Annotated in this window: 20 protein-coding genes, 2 tRNA genes and 1 riboswitch; all 22 genes read left to right on the top strand. The window is 58.2% G+C overall.

From position 1 onward, the window contains the following. Nucleotides 1–7: 7 nt before the first annotated feature. The 22 genes from Q2B33_RS09255 to Q2B33_RS09150 all read left to right on the top strand — a co-directional run bounded on the left by Q2B33_RS09255 (nt 8) and on the right by Q2B33_RS09150 (nt 17,998). Nucleotides 8–820: a sortase B protein-sorting domain-containing protein gene (locus Q2B33_RS09255; protein ID WP_300572088.1), complete on the top strand. Its 813-nt coding sequence runs from the start codon at nt 8–10 to the stop codon at nt 818–820. After that, nucleotides 817–1,884 carry a MucBP domain-containing protein gene (locus Q2B33_RS09250; RefSeq protein WP_300572086.1) on the top strand — a complete coding sequence of 356 codons (1,068 nt, stop codon included), beginning with the start codon at nt 817–819 and terminating at the stop codon, nt 1,882–1,884. Before Q2B33_RS09255 ends, Q2B33_RS09250 begins: the two co-directional genes overlap by 4 nt. A gap of 317 nt (nt 1,885–2,201) precedes the next feature. Beyond that, nucleotides 2,202–2,348, top strand: coding sequence for a hypothetical protein (locus tag Q2B33_RS09245; RefSeq protein ID WP_300799768.1), 147 nt, complete (start codon nt 2,202–2,204; stop codon nt 2,346–2,348). Then, a complete protein-coding gene (locus tag Q2B33_RS09240; RefSeq protein ID WP_300572082.1) occupies nt 2,338–2,832 on the top strand; it encodes a signal peptidase I in 495 nt (164 codons plus the stop codon). The genes Q2B33_RS09245 and Q2B33_RS09240 overlap by 11 nt, the downstream gene beginning before the upstream one ends. Before the next feature lie 56 nt (nt 2,833–2,888). Continuing rightward, the gene (locus Q2B33_RS09235; protein ID WP_300572080.1) at nt 2,889–3,017 is read left to right on the top strand and encodes a hypothetical protein; all 129 of its coding nucleotides are present in this window, start codon (nt 2,889–2,891) and stop codon (nt 3,015–3,017) included. After that, the gene (gene srtB, locus Q2B33_RS09230; RefSeq protein ID WP_300572078.1) at nt 3,014–3,835 is read left to right on the top strand and encodes a class B sortase; all 822 of its coding nucleotides are present in this window, start codon (nt 3,014–3,016) and stop codon (nt 3,833–3,835) included. The genes Q2B33_RS09235 and srtB overlap by 4 nt, the downstream gene beginning before the upstream one ends. 769 nt (nt 3,836–4,604) lie before the next feature. Further along, nucleotides 4,605–5,198, top strand: a complete 594-nt coding sequence (locus Q2B33_RS09225) for a MarR family winged helix-turn-helix transcriptional regulator (RefSeq protein ID WP_300572076.1) — start codon at nt 4,605–4,607, stop codon at nt 5,196–5,198. A 56-nt stretch (nt 5,199–5,254) separates the two neighbouring features. Continuing rightward, entirely contained in the window at nt 5,255–6,994 is a 1,740-nt protein-coding gene (locus Q2B33_RS09220) for an ABC transporter ATP-binding protein (protein WP_300572074.1), read from the top strand. A 66-nt stretch (nt 6,995–7,060) separates the two neighbouring features. Continuing rightward, nucleotides 7,061–8,989 (top strand): ABC transporter ATP-binding protein, encoded by a 1,929-nt coding sequence (locus tag Q2B33_RS09215; RefSeq protein WP_300572118.1) that lies wholly within the window; start codon nt 7,061–7,063, stop codon nt 8,987–8,989. A 209-nt stretch (nt 8,990–9,198) separates the two neighbouring features. After that, a riboswitch (FMN riboswitch) is annotated at nt 9,199–9,379 on the top strand. 182 nt (nt 9,380–9,561) lie between these two features. After that, nucleotides 9,562–10,329 (top strand): ECF transporter S component, encoded by a 768-nt coding sequence (locus Q2B33_RS09210; RefSeq protein ID WP_330684795.1) that lies wholly within the window; start codon nt 9,562–9,564, stop codon nt 10,327–10,329. Nucleotides 10,330–10,452: 123 nt separating this feature from the next. After that, the gene (locus Q2B33_RS09205; RefSeq protein ID WP_300572072.1) at nt 10,453–10,929 is read left to right on the top strand and encodes a YcxB family protein; all 477 of its coding nucleotides are present in this window, start codon (nt 10,453–10,455) and stop codon (nt 10,927–10,929) included. Between the two features lie 179 nt (nt 10,930–11,108). After that, on the top strand, nt 11,109–11,567 hold the full coding sequence (gene tsaE, locus Q2B33_RS09200) for a tRNA (adenosine(37)-N6)-threonylcarbamoyltransferase complex ATPase subunit type 1 TsaE (RefSeq protein WP_300815418.1): 459 nt from the start codon (nt 11,109–11,111) through the stop codon (nt 11,565–11,567). A gap of 38 nt (nt 11,568–11,605) precedes the next feature. Then, the gene (gene tsaB / locus Q2B33_RS09195) at nt 11,606–12,322 is read left to right on the top strand and encodes a tRNA (adenosine(37)-N6)-threonylcarbamoyltransferase complex dimerization subunit type 1 TsaB (RefSeq protein ID WP_300785083.1); all 717 of its coding nucleotides are present in this window, start codon (nt 11,606–11,608) and stop codon (nt 12,320–12,322) included. A gap of 237 nt (nt 12,323–12,559) precedes the next feature. Continuing rightward, nucleotides 12,560–13,009 carry a ribosomal protein S18-alanine N-acetyltransferase gene (gene rimI, locus Q2B33_RS09190; RefSeq protein ID WP_300574135.1) on the top strand — a complete coding sequence of 150 codons (450 nt, stop codon included), beginning with the start codon at nt 12,560–12,562 and terminating at the stop codon, nt 13,007–13,009. Nucleotides 13,010–13,160: 151 nt separating this feature from the next. Continuing rightward, nucleotides 13,161–13,409, top strand: coding sequence for a hypothetical protein (locus Q2B33_RS09185; protein ID WP_296478051.1), 249 nt, complete (start codon nt 13,161–13,163; stop codon nt 13,407–13,409). Between the two features lie 82 nt (nt 13,410–13,491). Then, complete coding sequence (locus Q2B33_RS09180; protein WP_296478053.1) at nt 13,492–14,403, top strand: ribonuclease Z; 912 nt, start codon at nt 13,492–13,494, stop codon at nt 14,401–14,403. 37 nt (nt 14,404–14,440) lie between these two features. Beyond that, a complete protein-coding gene (locus tag Q2B33_RS09175) occupies nt 14,441–15,031 on the top strand; it encodes a DUF6715 family protein (protein ID WP_296478055.1) in 591 nt (196 codons plus the stop codon). An 86-nt stretch (nt 15,032–15,117) separates the two neighbouring features. After that, entirely contained in the window at nt 15,118–16,143 is a 1,026-nt protein-coding gene (gene tsaD, locus Q2B33_RS09170) for a tRNA (adenosine(37)-N6)-threonylcarbamoyltransferase complex transferase subunit TsaD (protein ID WP_300574129.1), read from the top strand. A 116-nt stretch (nt 16,144–16,259) separates the two neighbouring features. Then, a complete protein-coding gene (gene ispD, locus Q2B33_RS09165; protein WP_300574126.1) occupies nt 16,260–17,009 on the top strand; it encodes a 2-C-methyl-D-erythritol 4-phosphate cytidylyltransferase in 750 nt (249 codons plus the stop codon). Between the two features lie 190 nt (nt 17,010–17,199). Then, a complete protein-coding gene (locus Q2B33_RS09160; RefSeq protein WP_300574123.1) occupies nt 17,200–17,604 on the top strand; it encodes a hypothetical protein in 405 nt (134 codons plus the stop codon). Between the two features lie 157 nt (nt 17,605–17,761). Then, a tRNA-Ser gene (locus tag Q2B33_RS09155) sits at nt 17,762–17,847 on the top strand. 62 nt (nt 17,848–17,909) lie between these two features. Beyond that, nucleotides 17,910–17,998: transfer RNA gene (locus Q2B33_RS09150), tRNA-Ser, on the top strand. The last annotated feature ends 81 nt before the right edge of the window (nt 17,999–18,079 follow it).

The raw sequence follows: 18,079 nt of genomic DNA, 5'->3' as shown, positions 1-18,079 counted from the left end.
TAGACGGATGGGAGTTGACAGGATGAAGAGGAACTGGATGGGGCTGCTGCTGGTCTGCTCCATGATGCTGGGGGACGGGGCCACGGCCTTTGCGGAGGATTACCAGGGAGACCCGGGGTGGGCGGTGGATTTTACAGGCAGCGGGATGGAGAGCAATTTCAATACCTCCGACATCAATGATGCCATATACAATCTCCAGCCGGGAGACAGCATCGACATATCGGTGGCATTGAAGAACACAGGCGCGAATGATGCGGACTGGTGGATGACCAACAAGGTGCTGCAGTCCCTGGAGGACAGCCAGAGAGTGGCGGCAAGCGGAGGCTATTCCTATATTCTGACCTATCAGCCTCCCCGGGGGGAGCTGGAGACGCTGTACAGCAGCGACACGGTGGGCGGCGAGCGCACCGGGGACATGGATGTGGGCGAGGGCCTGCACGAGGCCACGGAATCCCTCAGCGAATACTTCTATCTGGATACGCTGAAGGCCGGGGAGCAGGGGACCATTTCCCTGACCGTGGCCCTGGACGGGGAAACCCAGGGGAATACCTACCAGGATACCCTGGCGAACCTGACCATGAACTTCGCGGTGGAGGAGCGCAGGAATCCTGTGCCGGTGAATGACGGGGCAGAGGGGGAGCCGGAGGGAGAGACACCGGAGGGGGAAACGCAGACGAGACGCCCTCCGAAGACCAGCGATGACAGCAACCTGATGCTGTATGTGTGGATCTCCCTGGGCTCCGGGCTGGCGCTTCTGGCGCTTGCCCTGTACGGCCTGTATCGGGCCGGAAAGAAAGAGAAGGGGGGAGCGCAGCGATGAAAAAAGCCATGAGAGTGATTTCCGTGCTGGCGGCCTTCTGCCTGATGCTCTCCGCTTCCCTGAACTGCCTGGCGGCAGAGCGGAAGGGCTACACCTACACCGTGACCATCAGCGCAGGGAACCAGGGGACGCTTGGCACGGCTGACGGGATTTCCATATCCGTGGACGGGGGAGGGGAGTATGAAATCATGCTGGAGGACGGCGGGAAGTCCGTGAGGATCACGGGACTGACAGCCGCCAACCATGTCCGTTTCCTCAACAGCGCCGTGTCCGTAGCGGAGGACAGCAAGTATTATGTCAAGGGCATCCGCATGGGCGGACGGGACGACAGCCTGGATCTGGCCTATTTCCCGGTAGAGCGGGACCAGGATTATGTGGTGGCATACGGCATACGGGGAGATATGGTGCAATATACCGTGAATTATGTGGATGCGGCGGGGAACCAACTGTATCCGCCGCAGGTCTATTACGGGAATGTAGGCGACAGGCCGGTAATCGCCTATCTGTATGTGGAGGGTTACCAGCCCCAGGCCTATAACCTGACCAGGACCCTGCAGAGCGATGCCAGCAAGAATATTTTCACCTTTGTATATACCCGGATTGAGGCCGCGGCGCCGGGAGGCACGGGCGGTGGGACTGCACCGGGCGGCGATGGAGGGCCCCAGGCCCCTGTGGACGGCGGTCCGGGAGGAGGAGCCGCAGCGCCTGGCGCAGATGCGGACGCGCCGGACGGCCCGGGAGCCCAGGCGCCGGAGGAGGATCAGGAGCCGCCCCAGGAGGTGGGGGACGATGACACGCCTTTGGGCGGGGACGGTCCGGGACCGGAGGAACCTGACGGGCCGGAGGATCTGCTGAACCTGGACGACGAGGAGACGCCCCTGGCGGGCATGGAATCCGATAAGGACGGCACGGTGGCCGAGGCCAATGACAGGATGCGGAAGTTCACCTGGATTGCCGCGGGAATGGGGCTGGTGGCGGTCATCGCCCTGATTGCCGGGGCGTACATGTACCGGAGGATGCGCAGGGCAAAGGGCGGGAAGGCGGAGGATTCCGCAGAAGCCTGAGAATGACGGTAATATATCGGTTTCGGGATTCATGCTGCTTAACGATTTCACTTGCCGTGAAACCAGACTGCATAACGCTGACTGGTTCAATCGTATGATTACATTAGGCAGTATTTAGCGTTATGCAGTATAGCTGCCGCGGCTTTCATGGCACCGGCAGCTTTTCCGGCGTCAATGGCGGCGGAGAAGCTGGGGAAGGGCAGCCCGGAGCATGGGCCCGCAATCCGGAGGAGCGTAAAGGGCGGCAGGATTCAATGCGGCAGGTGGAAGAAAGCCCCGCGCGGGATGGCCGAAGGAGCGGAAAAGCCCCGCGCAGGATGGCCGAAGGAGCGGAAGCCCTGCGCAGAATGGCCGAAGGAGCGGAAGCCCTGCGCAGGATGGCCGAAGGAGCGGAAAAGCCCTGCGTAGGATGGTCGAAGGAGCGGGAAAGCCCGGGAAAGGGACAGGGACGGGATGGGACGTAAGATATGCGGCTTTTTGTCCGCGCTGGTCCTGGTGGTCATAGTGGCAGTCTGCATTCCCATGACAGTGCCGCGGCTGCTGGGATATGAGGTGTATGTGGTGATAAGCGGGAGCATGGAACCGGCCATTCCCCTGGGCAGCGCCCTCTATATGGAAGCGGCGGCACCGGAGGATGTAGCCGCCGGGGATGTGATCGCATTTTATGACAGAGGGGCGGTCATCACCCACCGGGTGGTGGAGAACCATGTGGTGGAGGGGGAATTCATCACAAAGGGGGATGCCAACGCGGAGAACGACATGACCCCGGTGGCCTACGGGAATCTGATCGGGCGGATGGCGGTGTCGGTGCCTTTTCTGGGAAATGTCATGGCTGTGTGCTCCGGAACCAAGGGGAAGATCTACCTGGCCTGCGGCGTGCTGGGGGCTGTGATGTTATTGTGGCTGGGCAGGCTGCTGGACAAGGGTACAGGGAAGCGCAGGGCCTAAGGCGGCCTGGCCGGGATTCGCATGGCAGTGGGAGCAGGAAGCCCGGAAGCCGCTGTATGGATACAGGACTCTGGGGCGAATCGGAGGATACCCGGTGTGGCAGACATGCCGGGGCGGCCGGGAGATGGGTGGAAGGAAAGGAAGCAAAGGAATCGGCACAGCGCCGTGACAGGGAGGGCTTATGAAAGGAATCGGCAGGGGATTGATATGCTTGCTGGCAGCAGGACTGTTCGCGACATGCGTGGTGTCCGGATACCGGGTCTGGGAGATTCTGAGGGAGCGGCAGGCCGCCGGAGCCGCCTATGGGGAGCTGGCCTCCTTCATGCATGCTGCGGACGGAGGCGCCGGGGCGGAAGCCGGGGACAGTGCACAGTCCGGACACAGCGGAGGCGGCGCGGCATCTGGATCCGGCAGCGCGGATGCCCCCATTGCCTTTCCGGAGGTGGACTTCGCTGGCCTGCGCAGCATCAATGAGCAGGTGGTGGGCTGGATTTATGACGAGGCATCTGTAATCAATTACCCGATCGTGCAGGCCCGGGACAACGATTACTATCTGTACCGCCTGTTCAACGGCGAGAGCAACCCCAGCGGCGCGATCTTCCTGGACTGTCAAAACCAGAGCGACTTCTCGGACTCCCACTGCATCATCTACGGACATCATATGAAGGACGGCTCCATGTTCGCCGCCCTGTCCAATTACAAGAGCCAGGAATACTTTGAGGAACATCCCCGGATGCTCCTGCTGACCCCGGACGAAAACTATACTGTCGAGATATTCGCGGGGTATGTGGCCGATGTGGAGGACGACGCCTGGGTGACGGGCTTCGCTTCGGAGGCGGACTATGAGGACTGGATAGCATCCGCCATCTCCAAATCTCTCATCCGCGCCGACTTTGCGCCGTCGGCCTCGGACCATGTCCTCACCCTGTCCACCTGCAGCTATGAATTCCAGGACGCGCGGTTCGTGCTGTTGGGGGTGCTGCGGATTTCTAATTCTCGGTGAAAATTTATCAGACTGGATTCCCGATATAGAGGCTCTTTTTCTATTCTGCCTTTTACGGCAGCTTTCTTATAGCCTCTAAGATAGACTGCAAATTCCTTTTGAATGGCTTCATAGTCTCGTAGAATATGTCTATACTGGGAGGAAGGTATTTTCCGCTCTGTCTGAAACTCGATATATACCGGATTATTCACAATCAGGACATAACGAAAATCCAGTCCGGCATTCTTTCTTTTTTCCGACGGGACGGAGTGGCCAATCCGGCCAAATTTCCTCACATCTGCCCCCAGATTGTTCCGAAGGGGGATATAGAAAGCATTTTTATCCAGTTCGACCCGGACGCATAGATGTGTTCTTTTTGACTGTTTGCCGGAATTTCCCACATCAAGCACCTTGATAAAGTCCGGGTGCTCCTCGAAATAGCCTTAATGCTCCTCAACGTAAAAGCGGGAACCATTCAGTTCCCGATAATTTCTTCAGCTTTTTTTAGACAGGCACATCTGACAAACGCCTCAAACAGAAGCTCTTGCTCCTACTATCAGGATATTACAAAAAATACGAAATGTCAACCAAAAATTTATTTTTTTAAACCTTCTTCAAATCCCCATTGACAAATCCCCAAAAACGCGATATAGTTAGTACGCTAACAAACAAGTTAGCCCGCTAACAAGATGTCCGGCAGGCTGACAATCTGACCCGGTGGAGCATCGCCGCTTCCCAAGGCACAGCAGACACAACAGACACAGCAGGAAACAGGATAAGGAAGGAGCCGATGGAAGAGAGGAAGAGAATCACATTTCTATTGCGGGTCATCCACAACCAGATCAAGACGGCCATCCACAGGAACGGCCCTGATGTGAAGAAAGGGCCGAAGACACAGCTCCAGGGGGGGATTCTGGGATATCTCTACCATCACCAGGACGGGCCCGTGTACCAGAGAGACCTGGAGAAGGAATTCCGCATATCCGGGGCCACGGTCTCCAATACGCTGCAGGTCATGGAGCGCGAGGGGCTGATCGTGCGCAGGGCCCAGGACAAGGACGGGAGGCTGAAGCGGATTCAGATGACCCCGGAGGCCTACCAGAACCATGAGAAGATTGAGCGTCATATGGACTGGATTGGAAACAGGGTGCTGGAGGGGATGTCGGACCAGGAGGTGGCAGAGCTCTACCGTCTGCTGGGCATCCTGATGAAGAACCTGGAGGGGATGACGGCCGAGCCGGAGGAACCCCCGGGAGGAGCTGGAGAGGCGGCATTTCCCCCGGCGCAGGAGAGCAGAGGCTCCCCGGAAGCCCCGGCGGATGAAGCCAGGCCCGAAGGAGCCCCGGCGGAAACCGCGGAGCGGGAAAACGGGAATATGTCCTAAAGCAAGGCAAAAACAGAGCAACAGCCAGAATACAAAGAAAAGGAAGTGCAGAAACCATGTTAAAGACACTTGGGGCCCACATCAGGGAATTCAAGAAAGATTCCATCCTGACCCCGGTCTTCATGATAGGGGAAGTGATCATGGAGACCATCATCCCGCTGCTCATGGCGTCGATCATCGACGACGGCGTGCAGGCGGGGAACATGAACCATATCTATCTGATCGGCGTGCTGATGATCGTGACGGCGCTGTTCAGCCTGACCTTCGGCATCCTGGGCGGGCAGTTCGGCTCCAGGGCCTCCGCAGGCTATGCCAGGAACCTGAGGAAGGCCATGTACGAGAACATACAGACCTTCAGCTTCTCCAACATTGACAAGTTCAGCACCTCCGGCCTGGTGACCAGGCTCACCACGGACGTGACCAACATCCAGAACGCCTACCAGATGATGCTGCGGATGTGCATGCGGGCCCCGGCCAGCCTGATCTGTGCCATGGCCATGTCCTTCTTCATCAGCCCCAGGCTTGCCAGCATCTACCTGGTGGCGGTGATCCTCCTGGGCTGCGTGCTGGGCCTCATCGTCAGCCAGGCCACCCAGCACTTCAAGCAGGCTTTCCCGAAGTACGATGCATTGAATGAAAGCGTACAGGAGAACGTCTCCGCCATCCGGGTGGTGAAGGCCTATGTGCGGGAGGACTATGAGGTAGAGAAATTCAGGACGGCCAGCGGCAACCTGTATAAGATATTCTGCAAGGCGGAGAGCATCGTCATCTGGAACAACCCGGTGATGAACTTCACGGTGTACGCCTGTATCCTGCTGATCAGCTGGACAGGGGCTCACATGATCGTACAAGATGCCCTGACCACGGGACAGCTGATGAGCATGCTGACCTACTGCATGAACATCCTCATGAGCCTGATGATGCTCTCCATGATCTTCGTCATGATGACCATGTCCGCGGCCAGCGCCAGGCGTATCTGCGAGGTGCTGGAGGAGAAGGCCGACCTGACCGATCCCGAGAATCCCGTCACGGATGTGAAGGACGGCAGCATCGTCTTCGAAAATGTCTCTTTCAGCTATAAGAAGGATGCCAAAACGCCTGTGCTGAAGGACGTGAACCTGGAGATTGGGTCCGGCGAGACCATAGGCATCATCGGCGGCACCGGAAGCGCCAAGTCCAGCCTGGTGAACCTGATCAGCAGACTGTACGATGTGACAGAGGGACGGCTGCTGGTGGGCGGCGTGGACGTGAAGGCGTATGACTGTGAGGTCCTGCGGAATCAGGTGGCCGTGGTGCTGCAGAACAATGTGCTCTTCTCAGGCACCATCCTGGAGAACCTGCGCTGGGGAGACAAGGACGCCACGGAGGAGCAGTGCAGGCATGCCTGCGAGCTGGCATGCGCCGACGAATTCATCCGGAAGATGCCCGAGGGGTACAATACCTACATAGAACAGGGCGGCACAAATGTATCCGGGGGCCAGAAGCAGAGGCTATGCATCGCCAGGGCTTTATTGAAAAAGCCGAAGATCCTGATCCTGGACGACTCCACCAGCGCGGTGGACACGGCCACGGATGCCAAGATCAGGCAGGCTTTCGCCCAGGCCATCCCGGGCACCACCAAGCTGATCATCGCCCAGAGGATTTCCAGCGTGGAGCATGCGGACAAAATCATCGTCATGCATGACGGGCAGATCGACGGATTCGCCTCCCATGAGGAGCTGCTGGAGACCAACGAGATCTACAGGGAAGTCTATGAGGCCCAGATGAGCGGCAGCGGGGATTTCGATGAAAAATAAAGGGCGTGTACACAGTGCGGTACGACAGGAGGTATATGACATATGGCAGCAGAGAAGAACCAGAATATGAATAAAGGCCCGGGCGGCCATGGACCCGGCGGTCCGAGAGGCCCCAGAGGCCCCAGGCCCAAGATAGAGAACCCCGGAAAGCTGTTCAGGCGGGTCATGGGCTATACATTGAAGGATTACGCGGCGGGATGGATCGTGGTGGTGCTGTGCATCGTGGCCACCGTGTACGCCAGCCTGCAGGGAACCATGTTCATGCGGACGCTGATCGATTCCTACATCCTGCCGCTGATCGGCAGGGAGAATCCGGACTTCGGGCCGCTGCAGGGAGCCATCGTCAAAGTGGCATGCTTCTACGCCCTGGGCGTCGTGGCGTCCTTCACCCAGTCCAGGATCCTGATCAACATCGGGCAGGGGACCCTGCGGAACATCCGCAACGACATGTTCGGCAAGATGGAGTCCCTTCCTATTAAATATTTCGACACCCATGCCCACGGCGACATCATGTCCATGTACACCAACGACATCGACACCCTGCGCCAGATGATCAGCCAGAGCATCCCCCAGATGATCAACAGCGCCATCACCGTGGTCAGCGTCTTCGCCTGCATGCTGGTGCTGGACATCCCGCTGACTTTGGTGACCCTGCTGATGGTGGGAATCATGCTGGTGGCCACCAAGAAAATCGGGGGCCTGAGCAGCCGCTACTTCCTGGCCCAGCAGAAGGCCATCGGCGCGGTGAACGGCTGTGTGGAGGAGACCATGACCGGCCAGAAGGTGGTGAAGGTGTTCTGCCATGAGCAGGAGAGCCTGAAGCAGTTCAACGAGCTCAACGACCAGCTCTTCGAGAGCGCCTACCAGGCCAACCGCTTCGCCAACATCATGATGCCGGTGAACGCCCAGCTGGGGAACTTAAGCTATGTGGTCTGCGCCGTGGTGGGCGGCATCCTGGCCATCACGGGCGTGTCCGGGCTGACCTTGGGGGGCCTGGCCAGCTTCCTGAACTTCAACAAATCCTTCAACATGCCCATCAACCAGGTGAGCATGCAGTTCAACAGCATCATCATGGCCCTGGCCGGCGCGGACAGGATCTTCAAGCTCATGGACGAGAAGCCGGAGGTGGACGAGGGCTACGTGGAGCTGGTGAACGCCGTGCGGGGCGCGGACGGCGAGCTGAGGGAGAGCAGGGAGCGCACGGGGCTCTGGGCCTGGAAGCATTACCACAAGGCGGACAATACCACCACCTACGTGGAGCTCACCGGGGACGTGGTGTTCGACGGCGTGGACTTCGGCTACAATGACGACAAGATGATCCTCCACGACATCGTGCTCCATGCCAAGCCCGGCCAGAAGATTGCCTTCGTAGGGGCCACCGGCGCGGGCAAGACCACCATCACCAACCTGATCAACCGGTTCTACGATATTCAGGACGGAAAGATACGGTACGACAATATCAACGTGAACAAGATCAAAAAGGCGGATTTGCGGCGCTCCCTGGGAATCGTGCTCCAGGACACCCACCTGTTCACCGGCACCGTCATGGAGAACATCCGCTACGGCAAGATGGACGCCACGGACTCCGAGGTGAAGAAGGCCGCGGTGCTGGCCAATGCCCACGGGTTCATCGTAAGGCTCCCGGACGGCTATGACACCATGCTCCACGGGGACGGGGCCAACTTAAGCCAGGGCCAGAGGCAGCTCCTCGCCATCGCCAGGGCCGCCATCGCGGATCCCCCGGTACTGATCCTGGACGAGGCCACCAGCTCCATCGACACCAGGACGGAGAAGCTGGTGCAGCAGGGCATGGACGCGCTGATGAAGGGACGGACGAACTTCGTCATCGCCCACAGGCTCTCCACGGTACGCAACAGCGACTGCATCATCGTCCTGGAGCAGGGCCGCATCATCGAGCGGGGCACCCACGATGAGCTCATGGAGCAGAAGGGGAAGTATTACCAGCTCTATACCGGGAACGCGGTGGCCTCTTAAGGTCTCCTAATAGCTTCCTCTTTCTTTTGGCGGACACTTTTTCAAAAATATCCGAAGTTTTTAGATTGACAATGCCGGGAAACGGGATTATAATGATTTCTGTCAAATCAAATACCCTGCTGCAAGCAACAGGGTATTTGACCCTCGCGGCATTCGCCAACTGGCCGTGCAAGCACGGCCGCTTGACTCATTGCTCGCGGGAATAAAAGAAAATTCTTCGGGGTCGGGTGACCTCTGCGGGATGCGGATGCATGTCCCGCAGGCGGAATTCCCTACTGGCGGTACAGTCCGCGACCCGTGACAGGCGAAGGGCAAAGCGCCCAGGCCCGCCACGGCTGATTCGGTGAAAGTCCGGAACCAACAGTAAAGTCTGGATGAAAGAAGAAGTATCTGTCACAGGTTTATTTCAGGCGGCATGTCCTGGCTGCAGCAGGCTGCCCTGGAAGTACATCCTGTGCACAGAGGTATGGAAACCCGCCCCGAATCGTCACGGTTCGGGGCTTTTTCATGCGCAGGCCCGCGCAGAGGAGAATTTTCCAAAACAATCTTTAGAAAAGTGGAGGAAAAGTAAAATGAACGAACTGTTCCAAAATGTGGCGGAGAACGCCATGTATGTCCTGAGCTTCTTTATGATCATCATGCTGGTATTCATCGCGGCGCTGCTGCTGGAGAAGGCCGCCGGGAAAAAGAACGGTGTGACAGGGCCGGTCTTCACCACCAGGAAGCTGGCCATGATCGGCATGTTCTCTGCCATCGCCATGATCCTGCATCTGTTCGACTTCCCGCTGCCCTTCGCCCCCGGCTTCTACAAGCTGGACTTCAGCGAGCTGCCCATTCTGGTGGGAGCTTTCGCCTTCGGCCCGGCGGCAGGGGTGATGATGGAGTTCATCAAGATCCTGCTGAAGCTCTTCATCAAGGGGACTTCCACAGCCTTTGTGGGCGACCTGGCAAACTTCGTCATCGGCTGCAGCTTCATCCTGCCCGCCTCCGCCATCTATGCCTTCCATAAGAGCAGGAAGACGGCGATTGCGGCCTGCGCCGTCGGCACCGCCATCCTCACCGTGTTCGGCACCGCCTTCAACGCCGTCTATCTCCTTCCGGCGTTCTCCAAGCTCTACGGCATGCCCCTGGAGAGCCTGCTGGAGATGGGCAGCGCCGTGAACCCCCTGGCGGAGGGAGGCATCATCAGCTTCGTGGTGGCCTGCGTGGCGCCTCTGAACCTGATCAAGGGAGCCGGCGTGTCCCTGGTGACGCTGCTGATCTACAAACCCCTGAGCCCCATCATCAAAGCCGGACAGGATACGGCTGAGATCCGCCGCATTGAGGGAAGGCTGCAGTAAAATTTCTTGCTTTTTTCGGATTTTTAGAGTAAAATGACAGATGGACACAAAAGCACCTGCTCTGTGGGTGCTTTTTCGTGGAATAAAATGCGACAGGCCGATTTCGGGCGGCAGGGGAGAAGTATGCTGGAACTGACCATCAAGATAGAAGCAGGGGATTTATACGACTACATGCTGCGGCATTCCTACAACAGCCCGGCGGGCATCCTGGGCAGCGCTTTCGGCGGGGTTCTGATTCTGTTCGCCCTGGCCACGAAGCAGTGGATCTTCATCGTTCTGGGGCTGGTGATGCTGCTCTATCTGCCATGGACGCTTTTTTTGAGGAGCAGGAGCCAGATCCTCTCCAATGCCGCATTCCAAGAGCCGCTTCACTATACTTTGGACGACGAGGGACTGACCATCTCCCAGGGGGATGCCCAGGAGAAGATGGCATGGGAATACATGCACAAGGCGGTGTCCACCAGCCGGAGCATCATCCTCTACACCTCGCCCGTCAATGGGACGATCTTCCCCAGGCGCCAGTTGGGAGACCGGCAGGCGGCGGTGATCGAGATGATTTCCACTCATATGCCCCCGGCCAAGGTGAAGATACGCGCCTGAGGCTTTCGGGACAGCAGGGAAGCGGGAGACAGGCCGCGGGACGGCGGAGCACAGAGGGACAGGGCACGGGCTGGAAATAAACTGCAGGGCGGAAGCGGGCGGGCACGATGCCGCACGTCCACGCAGGCCACGGCTTCGGACAGACAGGGAAGCGAATGGATATAGACGTAAAAAAGATAATGGAAGAATTTGATACGGATAAGACGGCGGTTCTGGAGTCCCGATCCGCAGCGGACACGGCCGCGCTGGGGCAGCGTCTGGGAGAGATATGCGCGCCGGGGCAGGTCTATACCCTGACCGGGGACCTGGGGGTGGGCAAGACCGTGTTCACCCAGGGATTCGCCAGAGGCCTGGGCGTGGAAGGCCCGGTGAACAGCCCTACCTTTACGATATTGCAGGTATATGAGGACGGCAGGATGCCATTCTACCATTTCGACGTCTACCGCATCGCGGATGTGGAGGAGATGGAGGAGATCGGCTATGAGGACTGCTTTTACGGGGAGGGAGTCTGCCTCATAGAATGGGCCAATCTGATAGAGGAGATTCTGCCGGAGGATTCCATACAGGTGACCATAGAAAAGGATCTGGAAAAAGGCTTCGACTATAGACGCATCCATGTGAAAAGATTTTCCAAGTGATTGGATGTGCTGTTAGAGGACATAGCGGGAAGGAAGATATGAAGATATTAGGGATGGACAGTTCCGGCCTGGTGGCCAGCGTAGCCATCGTGGAGGACGATGCATTGGTGGCGGAATACACCACGAATCATAAGAAGACGCATTCCCAGACCCTCTTGCCCATGCTGGAGGAGCTGCGGGACATGGTGGAGCTGGACATGGACACCATCGATGCCATAGCCATAGCCTCCGGCCCCGGCTCCTTCACGGGGCTGCGCATCGGCTCCGCCACCGCCAAGGGGCTGGGCCTTGCTTTGGGGAAGCCTCTGGTGGAGGTGCCCACCCTGGAGGGGCTGGCATGGAACCTCTGGGGGACGGACAGGCTGGTCTGCCCTCTGATGGATGCCAGGCGGAACCAGGTATACGCCGCGGCCTGCGAATTCCTGCCGGAGGGGGAGGGCTTTGGGCTGCACACGGTCATTCCCCAGACTCCGATCGACATAGAAGAGCTGCTGGAGAAGCTCACGGCCCTGGGCAGGCCCGTGACTTTCCTGGGGGACGGGGTTCCCGTCTACAGGGAAGCCGTCCGGGCGCACTGCGGCGTGCCCTACGCGCTGGCACCGGCAGGCAGCAACAGGCAGCGGGCGGCCTCCATAGCGGCGCTGGGAGCAGTGTATTTCAAGCAGGGCAGGATCGTGCCCGCCGCGGCGCACAGCCCCGTATATCTGCGCAAAAGCCAGGCGGAGCAGGAGGCGGGGCGCAGACAGCAGTCATAAATCCTGGATTCATGCCGATATATACTCCAGACCGCCAGGATTTACAGTGGAGTCTTCGGGAAAGTATTTGGCTGGCGGTCTGCAGTCGGGTTGCACTGCAAATTTATACTGCTTAACGATTTCACTTGCCGTGAAACCAGACTGCATAACGCTGACTGGTTCATTCGCATGATTACATTAGGCAGCATTCAGCGTTATGCAGTATAACCGGTGTGCAGTATAGATAGTGGAGTGTTTATGCAGATTGAGATAAGAGAATTGCGGGAGGCGGACATCCGGGCCCTGGCGGATATCGAGGCGCAGACCTTTTCCATGCCCTGGTCGGCCCGGTCCTTCCGGATCCTCCTGGAGAATCCTTACTGCTTTTATTTCGTGGCGCTTGTTGACGGCCGCATCGTGGGGGGCGCAGGGTATACCGAGCTGTGCGGGGAGGCCAACATAGACAATGTGGTGGTGGCCCAAAGCTACAGGGCCCAGGGCATCGGGCAGGCGTTGCTGCAGGCGCTGATCGCCCACGGAGAGGCGCGGCGGATTACGGCCTTCACGCTGGAGGTGCGGGTGAGCAATGCGGCGGCCATCCATATGTATGAAAAATTCGGTTTTTCATCGGAAGGAATCCGTCCCGGCTTCTATGAAAGGCCCAGAGAGGATGCCGTGATCATGTGGCGGCGGCAGGACATAATCTGACAAAATGACAGCAATTACCACACGCATTTATGTATATTTTTAGTATAATGGTTACAGGTCGGCCAGACAGCCACAGGTGGAACGAAAAAATGTGGCATTCGGCGGATCTGGCAGCGGTTATCGGCAGGTTCATGCGAAGGGAGAAGAGAGTATGCGTAAATACGTGGACGGACAGGATAAAGTGCTGATGAAGGTGGTCTGCAACAAATGCGGCAGGTCCCTGAAGGTGGAGAACGGATATCTGAGGGAATTCTGCTTTGCCGGGGATGCCGTGTTCGGGTATTTCAGCCGCAGGGACGGCGTGGCGCAGCATTTCGACCTGTGCGAGGACTGCTACGAGGAATGGACGGCCCGGTTCGCGGTGCCGCCGGAGGAGTCCGAAGCGCTGGAGCTTTTGTAAGGATACCGGGAGCCTGGAAGGGGCACATAGCTTCCGCAAGCGGGCGCCGGAAAAGAAGAAATTCAGAAAAGAAGGGACCAAGATGCTGGATGTAAGTCTGCTGGGAACAGGAGGGATGATGCCATTGCCCTACAGATGGCTCACCTCCCTGATGCTCCGGTACAATGGAAAAAGCATACTGATTGACTGTGGGGAGGGCACGCAGATTGCCATGCGGGAGAAGGGCTGGAGCCCTAATCCCATCGATGTGATATGCTTTACGCATTACCACGCCGACCATATCAGCGGGCTGCCGGGCATGCTCCTGACCATGGGTAACGCGGAGCGCAAGGAGCCGCTCCTGCTCATAGGCCCCAAAGGATTGACCAGAACGGTCAATGCCCTGCGCACCATTGCGCCGGAACTCCCCTTTGAAGTGCGGCTGCAGGAAATCACCGAGGAGGAGCAGGAATTCCCCTTCGAGGGCTTCCGGCTGAAGGCCTTTAAAGTGAACCACAGCGTATTATGCTATGGATATACCATGACGGTGGATAGGATCGGACGCTTCGACAGGGAACGGGCCCTGGAGCAGGGGATTCCCATGAAGCTCTGGAGCAGACTGCAGAAGGGCGAGGTTATAGAACAGGACGGGAGAACCTATACGCCGGACATGGTGCTGGGGGCTCCCCGCAGGGGCCTGAAGGTGACCTACTGTACGGACACCAGGCCGGTGGAGGCCATCGCCCGGAACGGTGCCGGATCCGACCTGATGATTCTGGAGGGGATGTACGGCGAGCCGGAGAAGCTGGCCAAGGCCAGGGAGAACAGGCATATGACCATGTACGAGGCCGCCAGGATAGCGAGGGCGGCGGAGGTCCCGGAGCTGTGGCTCACCCATTACAGCCCCTCCCTGACCCATCCGGAGGACTATCTCAAGGACGTGAGGAAGATTTTCCAGAATACGGTGGCGGCCAGGGACGGCAGGACTGTGGAGCTGAACTTTGACGAGGAGTAAGGAAAAGAAAAGTCCGCATGGCGGAGGGGAGGCAGGCATGAAGAAAAACACCTCAAAAAACACGACAAAAGTAGCGATCATCTTTCTGGTGCTGATAGTGGCAGTGGTGGCCTATTTCGCCTATCTTTCGAATAAAAGCCGAGAGGTGGAGGACGAGGCGGCAATGACGGCGGTTAAGCTTGTGCTGAGCCGCGACCTGGAGAACAACTATCCCCCTACGGTCAAGGAAGTGATGAAGTATTACGCGGACATCCAGAAATGCCTCTATTCCCAGGAATGTTTGGACGAGGAGGCAGAGCAGCTGGGCATGAAGGCCAGGGCCCTTTTCGATGACGAGCTGCTGGCGGCCAACGATGTGACCAATCACCTGCTGGCCCTCAAATCCGAAATCACCTCCTTCCAGGAGGACAGCAGGCAGATCACCGCGGCTTCCGTGGCCTCCAGCGCCAATGTGGATACCTTTACAGAGGACGGATACGAGTTCGCCAGGATTCACTGCATCTATACCGTCCTGGACGGCGGCCAGAGCAATCTGGTGGACATGGTCTATCTGCTGCGCAGGGACGGGAACAGGCGGTGGAAGATTTACGGCTGGGACCTGGCGCAGAATGTGAACCCGACGGACTGACAGCGACAGACTGCCGGAGTCAAGCTACAGAAAGCGCCGCCGGGGACGGGGATTGCAGCCCCCGTGCGGCAGAATGAGGGAGAAAATTGGAACAGGTTCATGAGGGGGATGTCCTGGTGCTTGCCATCGAGACATCCTGTGACGAGACAGCGGCTTCCGTGGTGAAAAACGGCAGGGAGGTGCTGTCGAATGTTATTTTCACACAGATTGCGCTCCATGCGCAGTACGGCGGCGTGGTGCCGGAGATTGCCTCCAGGAAGCATATCGAGAAAATCAACCAGGTCATAGAGGAGGCCCTTGCCCAGGCTGGCGCAACATTGGAAGACATAGACGTCGTCGCTGTCACCTACGGCCCCGGGCTGGTGGGGGCGCTGCTGGTGGGCGTATCGGCGGCAAAGGCCATCAGCTTCGCCGCGGGGATTCCGCTGATCGGCGTCCATCATATCAGCGGCCATATCAGCGCCAACTATATCGAATACAGGGAGCTGGAGCCTCCCTTCATCTGTTTGGTGGCCTCCGGCGGCCACTCCCACCTGGTGGCGGTGAAGGACTACGGGGTATATGAGATCATCGGCATGACCAGGGACGATGCCGCGGGGGAGGCCTTTGACAAGGTGGCCCGGGCCATCGGCCTCGGATACCCCGGCGGGCCGAAGATAGACAGGCTCTCCAGAGAGGGCGATCCGGACGCCATTCCTTTCCCCAGGGCGAAGATAGCGGAGAACGAATACGACTTCAGCTTCAGCGGCCTGAAATCCGCCGTGCTGAACTACCTGAATTCCTGCCAGATGAAAGGGGAGCCTGTGTGCCAGGCGGATGTGGCGGCTTCCTTCCAGAAAGCGGTGATAGACGTGCTGGTGGAGCATTCCCTGCACGCGGTGCGTAAGTTCGGCTACGATAAATTCGCCATCGCGGGGGGCGTGGCCTCGAATTCTTCCCTGCGCGCCGCCTTCGAGGAGGCATGCGGGAGGCGGAATATCCGGTTCTATCGCCCGTCCCCTGTGCTATGCACGGACAATGCCGCCATGATAGGCGCGGCGGGATATTACGAGTACGCCAAAGGTGTCCGCAGCGGCTATGACCTGAACGCCGTGCCCAACCTGAGGCTCTGAGGGCAGAAGAACCGGGGACTTGCGGATGCTTTTCCCGGAGCCGGAAAGAATTTGGGGAGGCGGGATTGGGGAATCGCCTGATAGAGGAGACGGTTCTGATAAAGGAAGAGTTAAATATGGGAAAAAAACGGTGTACAGCTGTGGTGCTGGCTGCGGGCAGCGGGAAAAGGATGCGCAGCGGCACGGCCAAGCAATTTATGACATTGGGGGACAGACCTATCCTGTGGTATTCTCTGCAAGCGGTGGAGCGCTCTGCCGTAATCGATGACTGCGTGCTGGTGACAGGAGAGAAGGACATCCCCTATGTACGGCAGGAAATCCTGGAGCGGTACGGCTTCCGGAAGGTTTCCGCAGTGATAGCAGGCGGGAGAGAACGCTACGAGTCGGTCTGGAACGCCCTCCGGGCCATGGCGGAGGGATGCCTTGCGGAGCCGAATGAGGACGGATATGTCTTCATCCACGACGGGGCCAGGCCCTTCCTGACAGAAGCCCTCTTAGAGTCCACCCATCAGGCGGCATGCAGATACAGGGCCTGCGTGGCGGCCGTCCCGGTGAAGGATACCATCAAGGTCGCGGACAGCCAGGGCTTTGTGGCCCGGACGCCGGACAGGAGCCGCCTTTGGGCCGTGCAGACGCCGCAGGTCTTTGAGACGGCATTGATCACCCGGGCCTATGAGAAGCTTATCGCCAGACTGGAAAAAGGGGAGGCCCTGCCGGTGACCGATGACGCCATGGTAATAGAAGAGATGTCCGGCATACCTGTAAGGCTCGTGGAGGCATCCTATCGGAACATCAAGATAACCACGCCCGAGGACATCAGGACGGCCGAGAGTCTGCTGCAGGAGGATTTGCCTGAAGGAAAATGATGAATACTGTCTAATGTAATCATGGGATTGAACCAGTCAGCGTCATGCAGTCTGGTTTCACGGAAAGTGAAATCGTTGAGCGGTATAAAACATGACGGAATGAAATGCGCCCGGAACCTATACCCTGTACGCGGAGAGCTATTGCCATGAAGCGCCGGCCGCGGAAGACCAGGGGGAGTCCTTCCGGTTTGTGGAGATTCCGGATGAGGATGTCCAGAGCGGCTTCTATAAGACCTCTATTGAAATACAGCGCAGCGGAGATTACGGGCTCGCGCTGAGCGGAGCGCTGGACAAGACGGAGGATCAGGTGCATTTCGACCGGTACGATGTCTATGTGTCCCCCATGACGGTCTATCTGACTCTGTACGGGACATATGAGGGAGAGGTTTCCTCCATATGGGGGATGGGCAGAGAACATGACATCACCATCGTCTTCGAGGACGGGACGCAGACGCAGGCCACGGTGCTGCTGAGCTCCATGGGGTACGGTTCGGGGAAACTGGATGTGGACATGAGGGCTTCCTTCGACACCGCCATCGATCCGGACGCCATCGTCAGAGTCCTGCTGGACGGCGTGGCGATCATGGGGGAATGAGAAAGCGATAGCCCCGGGTCCCAAAGTCCCCATTTTCGGTCTGTTTCAGGCTGAAAATGGGGACTTTGGAAAAAAATGAAAAAAAGTGAAAAAAACTGTTGACAGATTCCAATCTTTTTGCTAGAATAGTTTTTGCCGTTGAGAGAGCGGCTCGCTTGGAGAGATATCGAAGTGGTCATAACGAGGCGGTCTTGAAAACCGTTTGTCCGCAAGGGCGCGTGGGTTCGAATCCCACTCTCTCCGCTCTGGTGCTGGCAAATGGGGCACCAGCCGATTATATAAGGAAATGATTGATTCTGCGACTTGGAGAAGTACCCAAGAGGCCGAAGGGACACCCCTGGAAAGGGTGCAGGTCGTTAATAGCGGCGCGAGGGTTCAAATCCCTCCTTCTCCGTTCGCGGTAATGAATTGATTGCCGCGCAGCACCTTGACAAATGAACAGCAATGCGACCCTGAATATTCCAATCCAAAAGGG

This window comes from uncultured Acetatifactor sp. (assembly GCF_948601915.1).
Lineage (GTDB): Bacteria > Bacillota > Clostridia > Lachnospirales > Lachnospiraceae > Acetatifactor.
This window is presented reverse-complemented; position numbering and strand designations above follow the sequence as displayed.

Excerpts from the sequence above, each read along its gene's own strand:
- Q2B33_RS09220 (WP_300572074.1), top strand. The coding sequence starts at position 5,255 with ATGTTAAAGACACTTGGGGCCCACATCAGGGAATTCAAGAAAGATTCC.
- Q2B33_RS09185 (WP_296478051.1), top strand. The coding sequence starts at position 13,161 with ATGCGTAAATACGTGGACGGACAGGATAAAGTGCTGATGAAGGTGGTC.
- tsaB (WP_300785083.1), top strand. The coding sequence starts at position 11,606 with ATGAAGATATTAGGGATGGACAGTTCCGGCCTGGTGGCCAGCGTAGCC.
- Q2B33_RS09205 (WP_300572072.1), top strand. The coding sequence starts at position 10,453 with ATGCTGGAACTGACCATCAAGATAGAAGCAGGGGATTTATACGACTAC.
- Q2B33_RS09215 (WP_300572118.1), top strand. The coding sequence starts at position 7,061 with ATGAATAAAGGCCCGGGCGGCCATGGACCCGGCGGTCCGAGAGGCCCC.
- Q2B33_RS09225 (WP_300572076.1), top strand. The coding sequence starts at position 4,605 with ATGGAAGAGAGGAAGAGAATCACATTTCTATTGCGGGTCATCCACAAC.
- ispD (WP_300574126.1), top strand. The coding sequence starts at position 16,260 with ATGGGAAAAAAACGGTGTACAGCTGTGGTGCTGGCTGCGGGCAGCGGG.
- Q2B33_RS09235 (WP_300572080.1), top strand. The coding sequence starts at position 2,889 with ATGGATACAGGACTCTGGGGCGAATCGGAGGATACCCGGTGTGGCAGA.
- Q2B33_RS09245 (WP_300799768.1), top strand. The coding sequence starts at position 2,202 with ATGGCCGAAGGAGCGGAAGCCCTGCGCAGAATGGCCGAAGGAGCGGAA.
- Q2B33_RS09175 (WP_296478055.1), top strand. The coding sequence starts at position 14,441 with ATGAAGAAAAACACCTCAAAAAACACGACAAAAGTAGCGATCATCTTT.
- Q2B33_RS09240 (WP_300572082.1), top strand. The coding sequence starts at position 2,338 with ATGGGACGTAAGATATGCGGCTTTTTGTCCGCGCTGGTCCTGGTGGTC.
- Q2B33_RS09210 (WP_330684795.1), top strand. The coding sequence starts at position 9,562 with ATGAACGAACTGTTCCAAAATGTGGCGGAGAACGCCATGTATGTCCTG.
- rimI (WP_300574135.1), top strand. The coding sequence starts at position 12,560 with ATGCAGATTGAGATAAGAGAATTGCGGGAGGCGGACATCCGGGCCCTG.
- Q2B33_RS09250 (WP_300572086.1), top strand. The coding sequence starts at position 817 with ATGAAAAAAGCCATGAGAGTGATTTCCGTGCTGGCGGCCTTCTGCCTG.
- Q2B33_RS09255 (WP_300572088.1), top strand. The coding sequence starts at position 8 with ATGGGAGTTGACAGGATGAAGAGGAACTGGATGGGGCTGCTGCTGGTC.
- Q2B33_RS09180 (WP_296478053.1), top strand. The coding sequence starts at position 13,492 with ATGCTGGATGTAAGTCTGCTGGGAACAGGAGGGATGATGCCATTGCCC.
- srtB (WP_300572078.1), top strand. The coding sequence starts at position 3,014 with ATGAAAGGAATCGGCAGGGGATTGATATGCTTGCTGGCAGCAGGACTG.
- tsaE (WP_300815418.1), top strand. The coding sequence starts at position 11,109 with ATGGAAGAATTTGATACGGATAAGACGGCGGTTCTGGAGTCCCGATCC.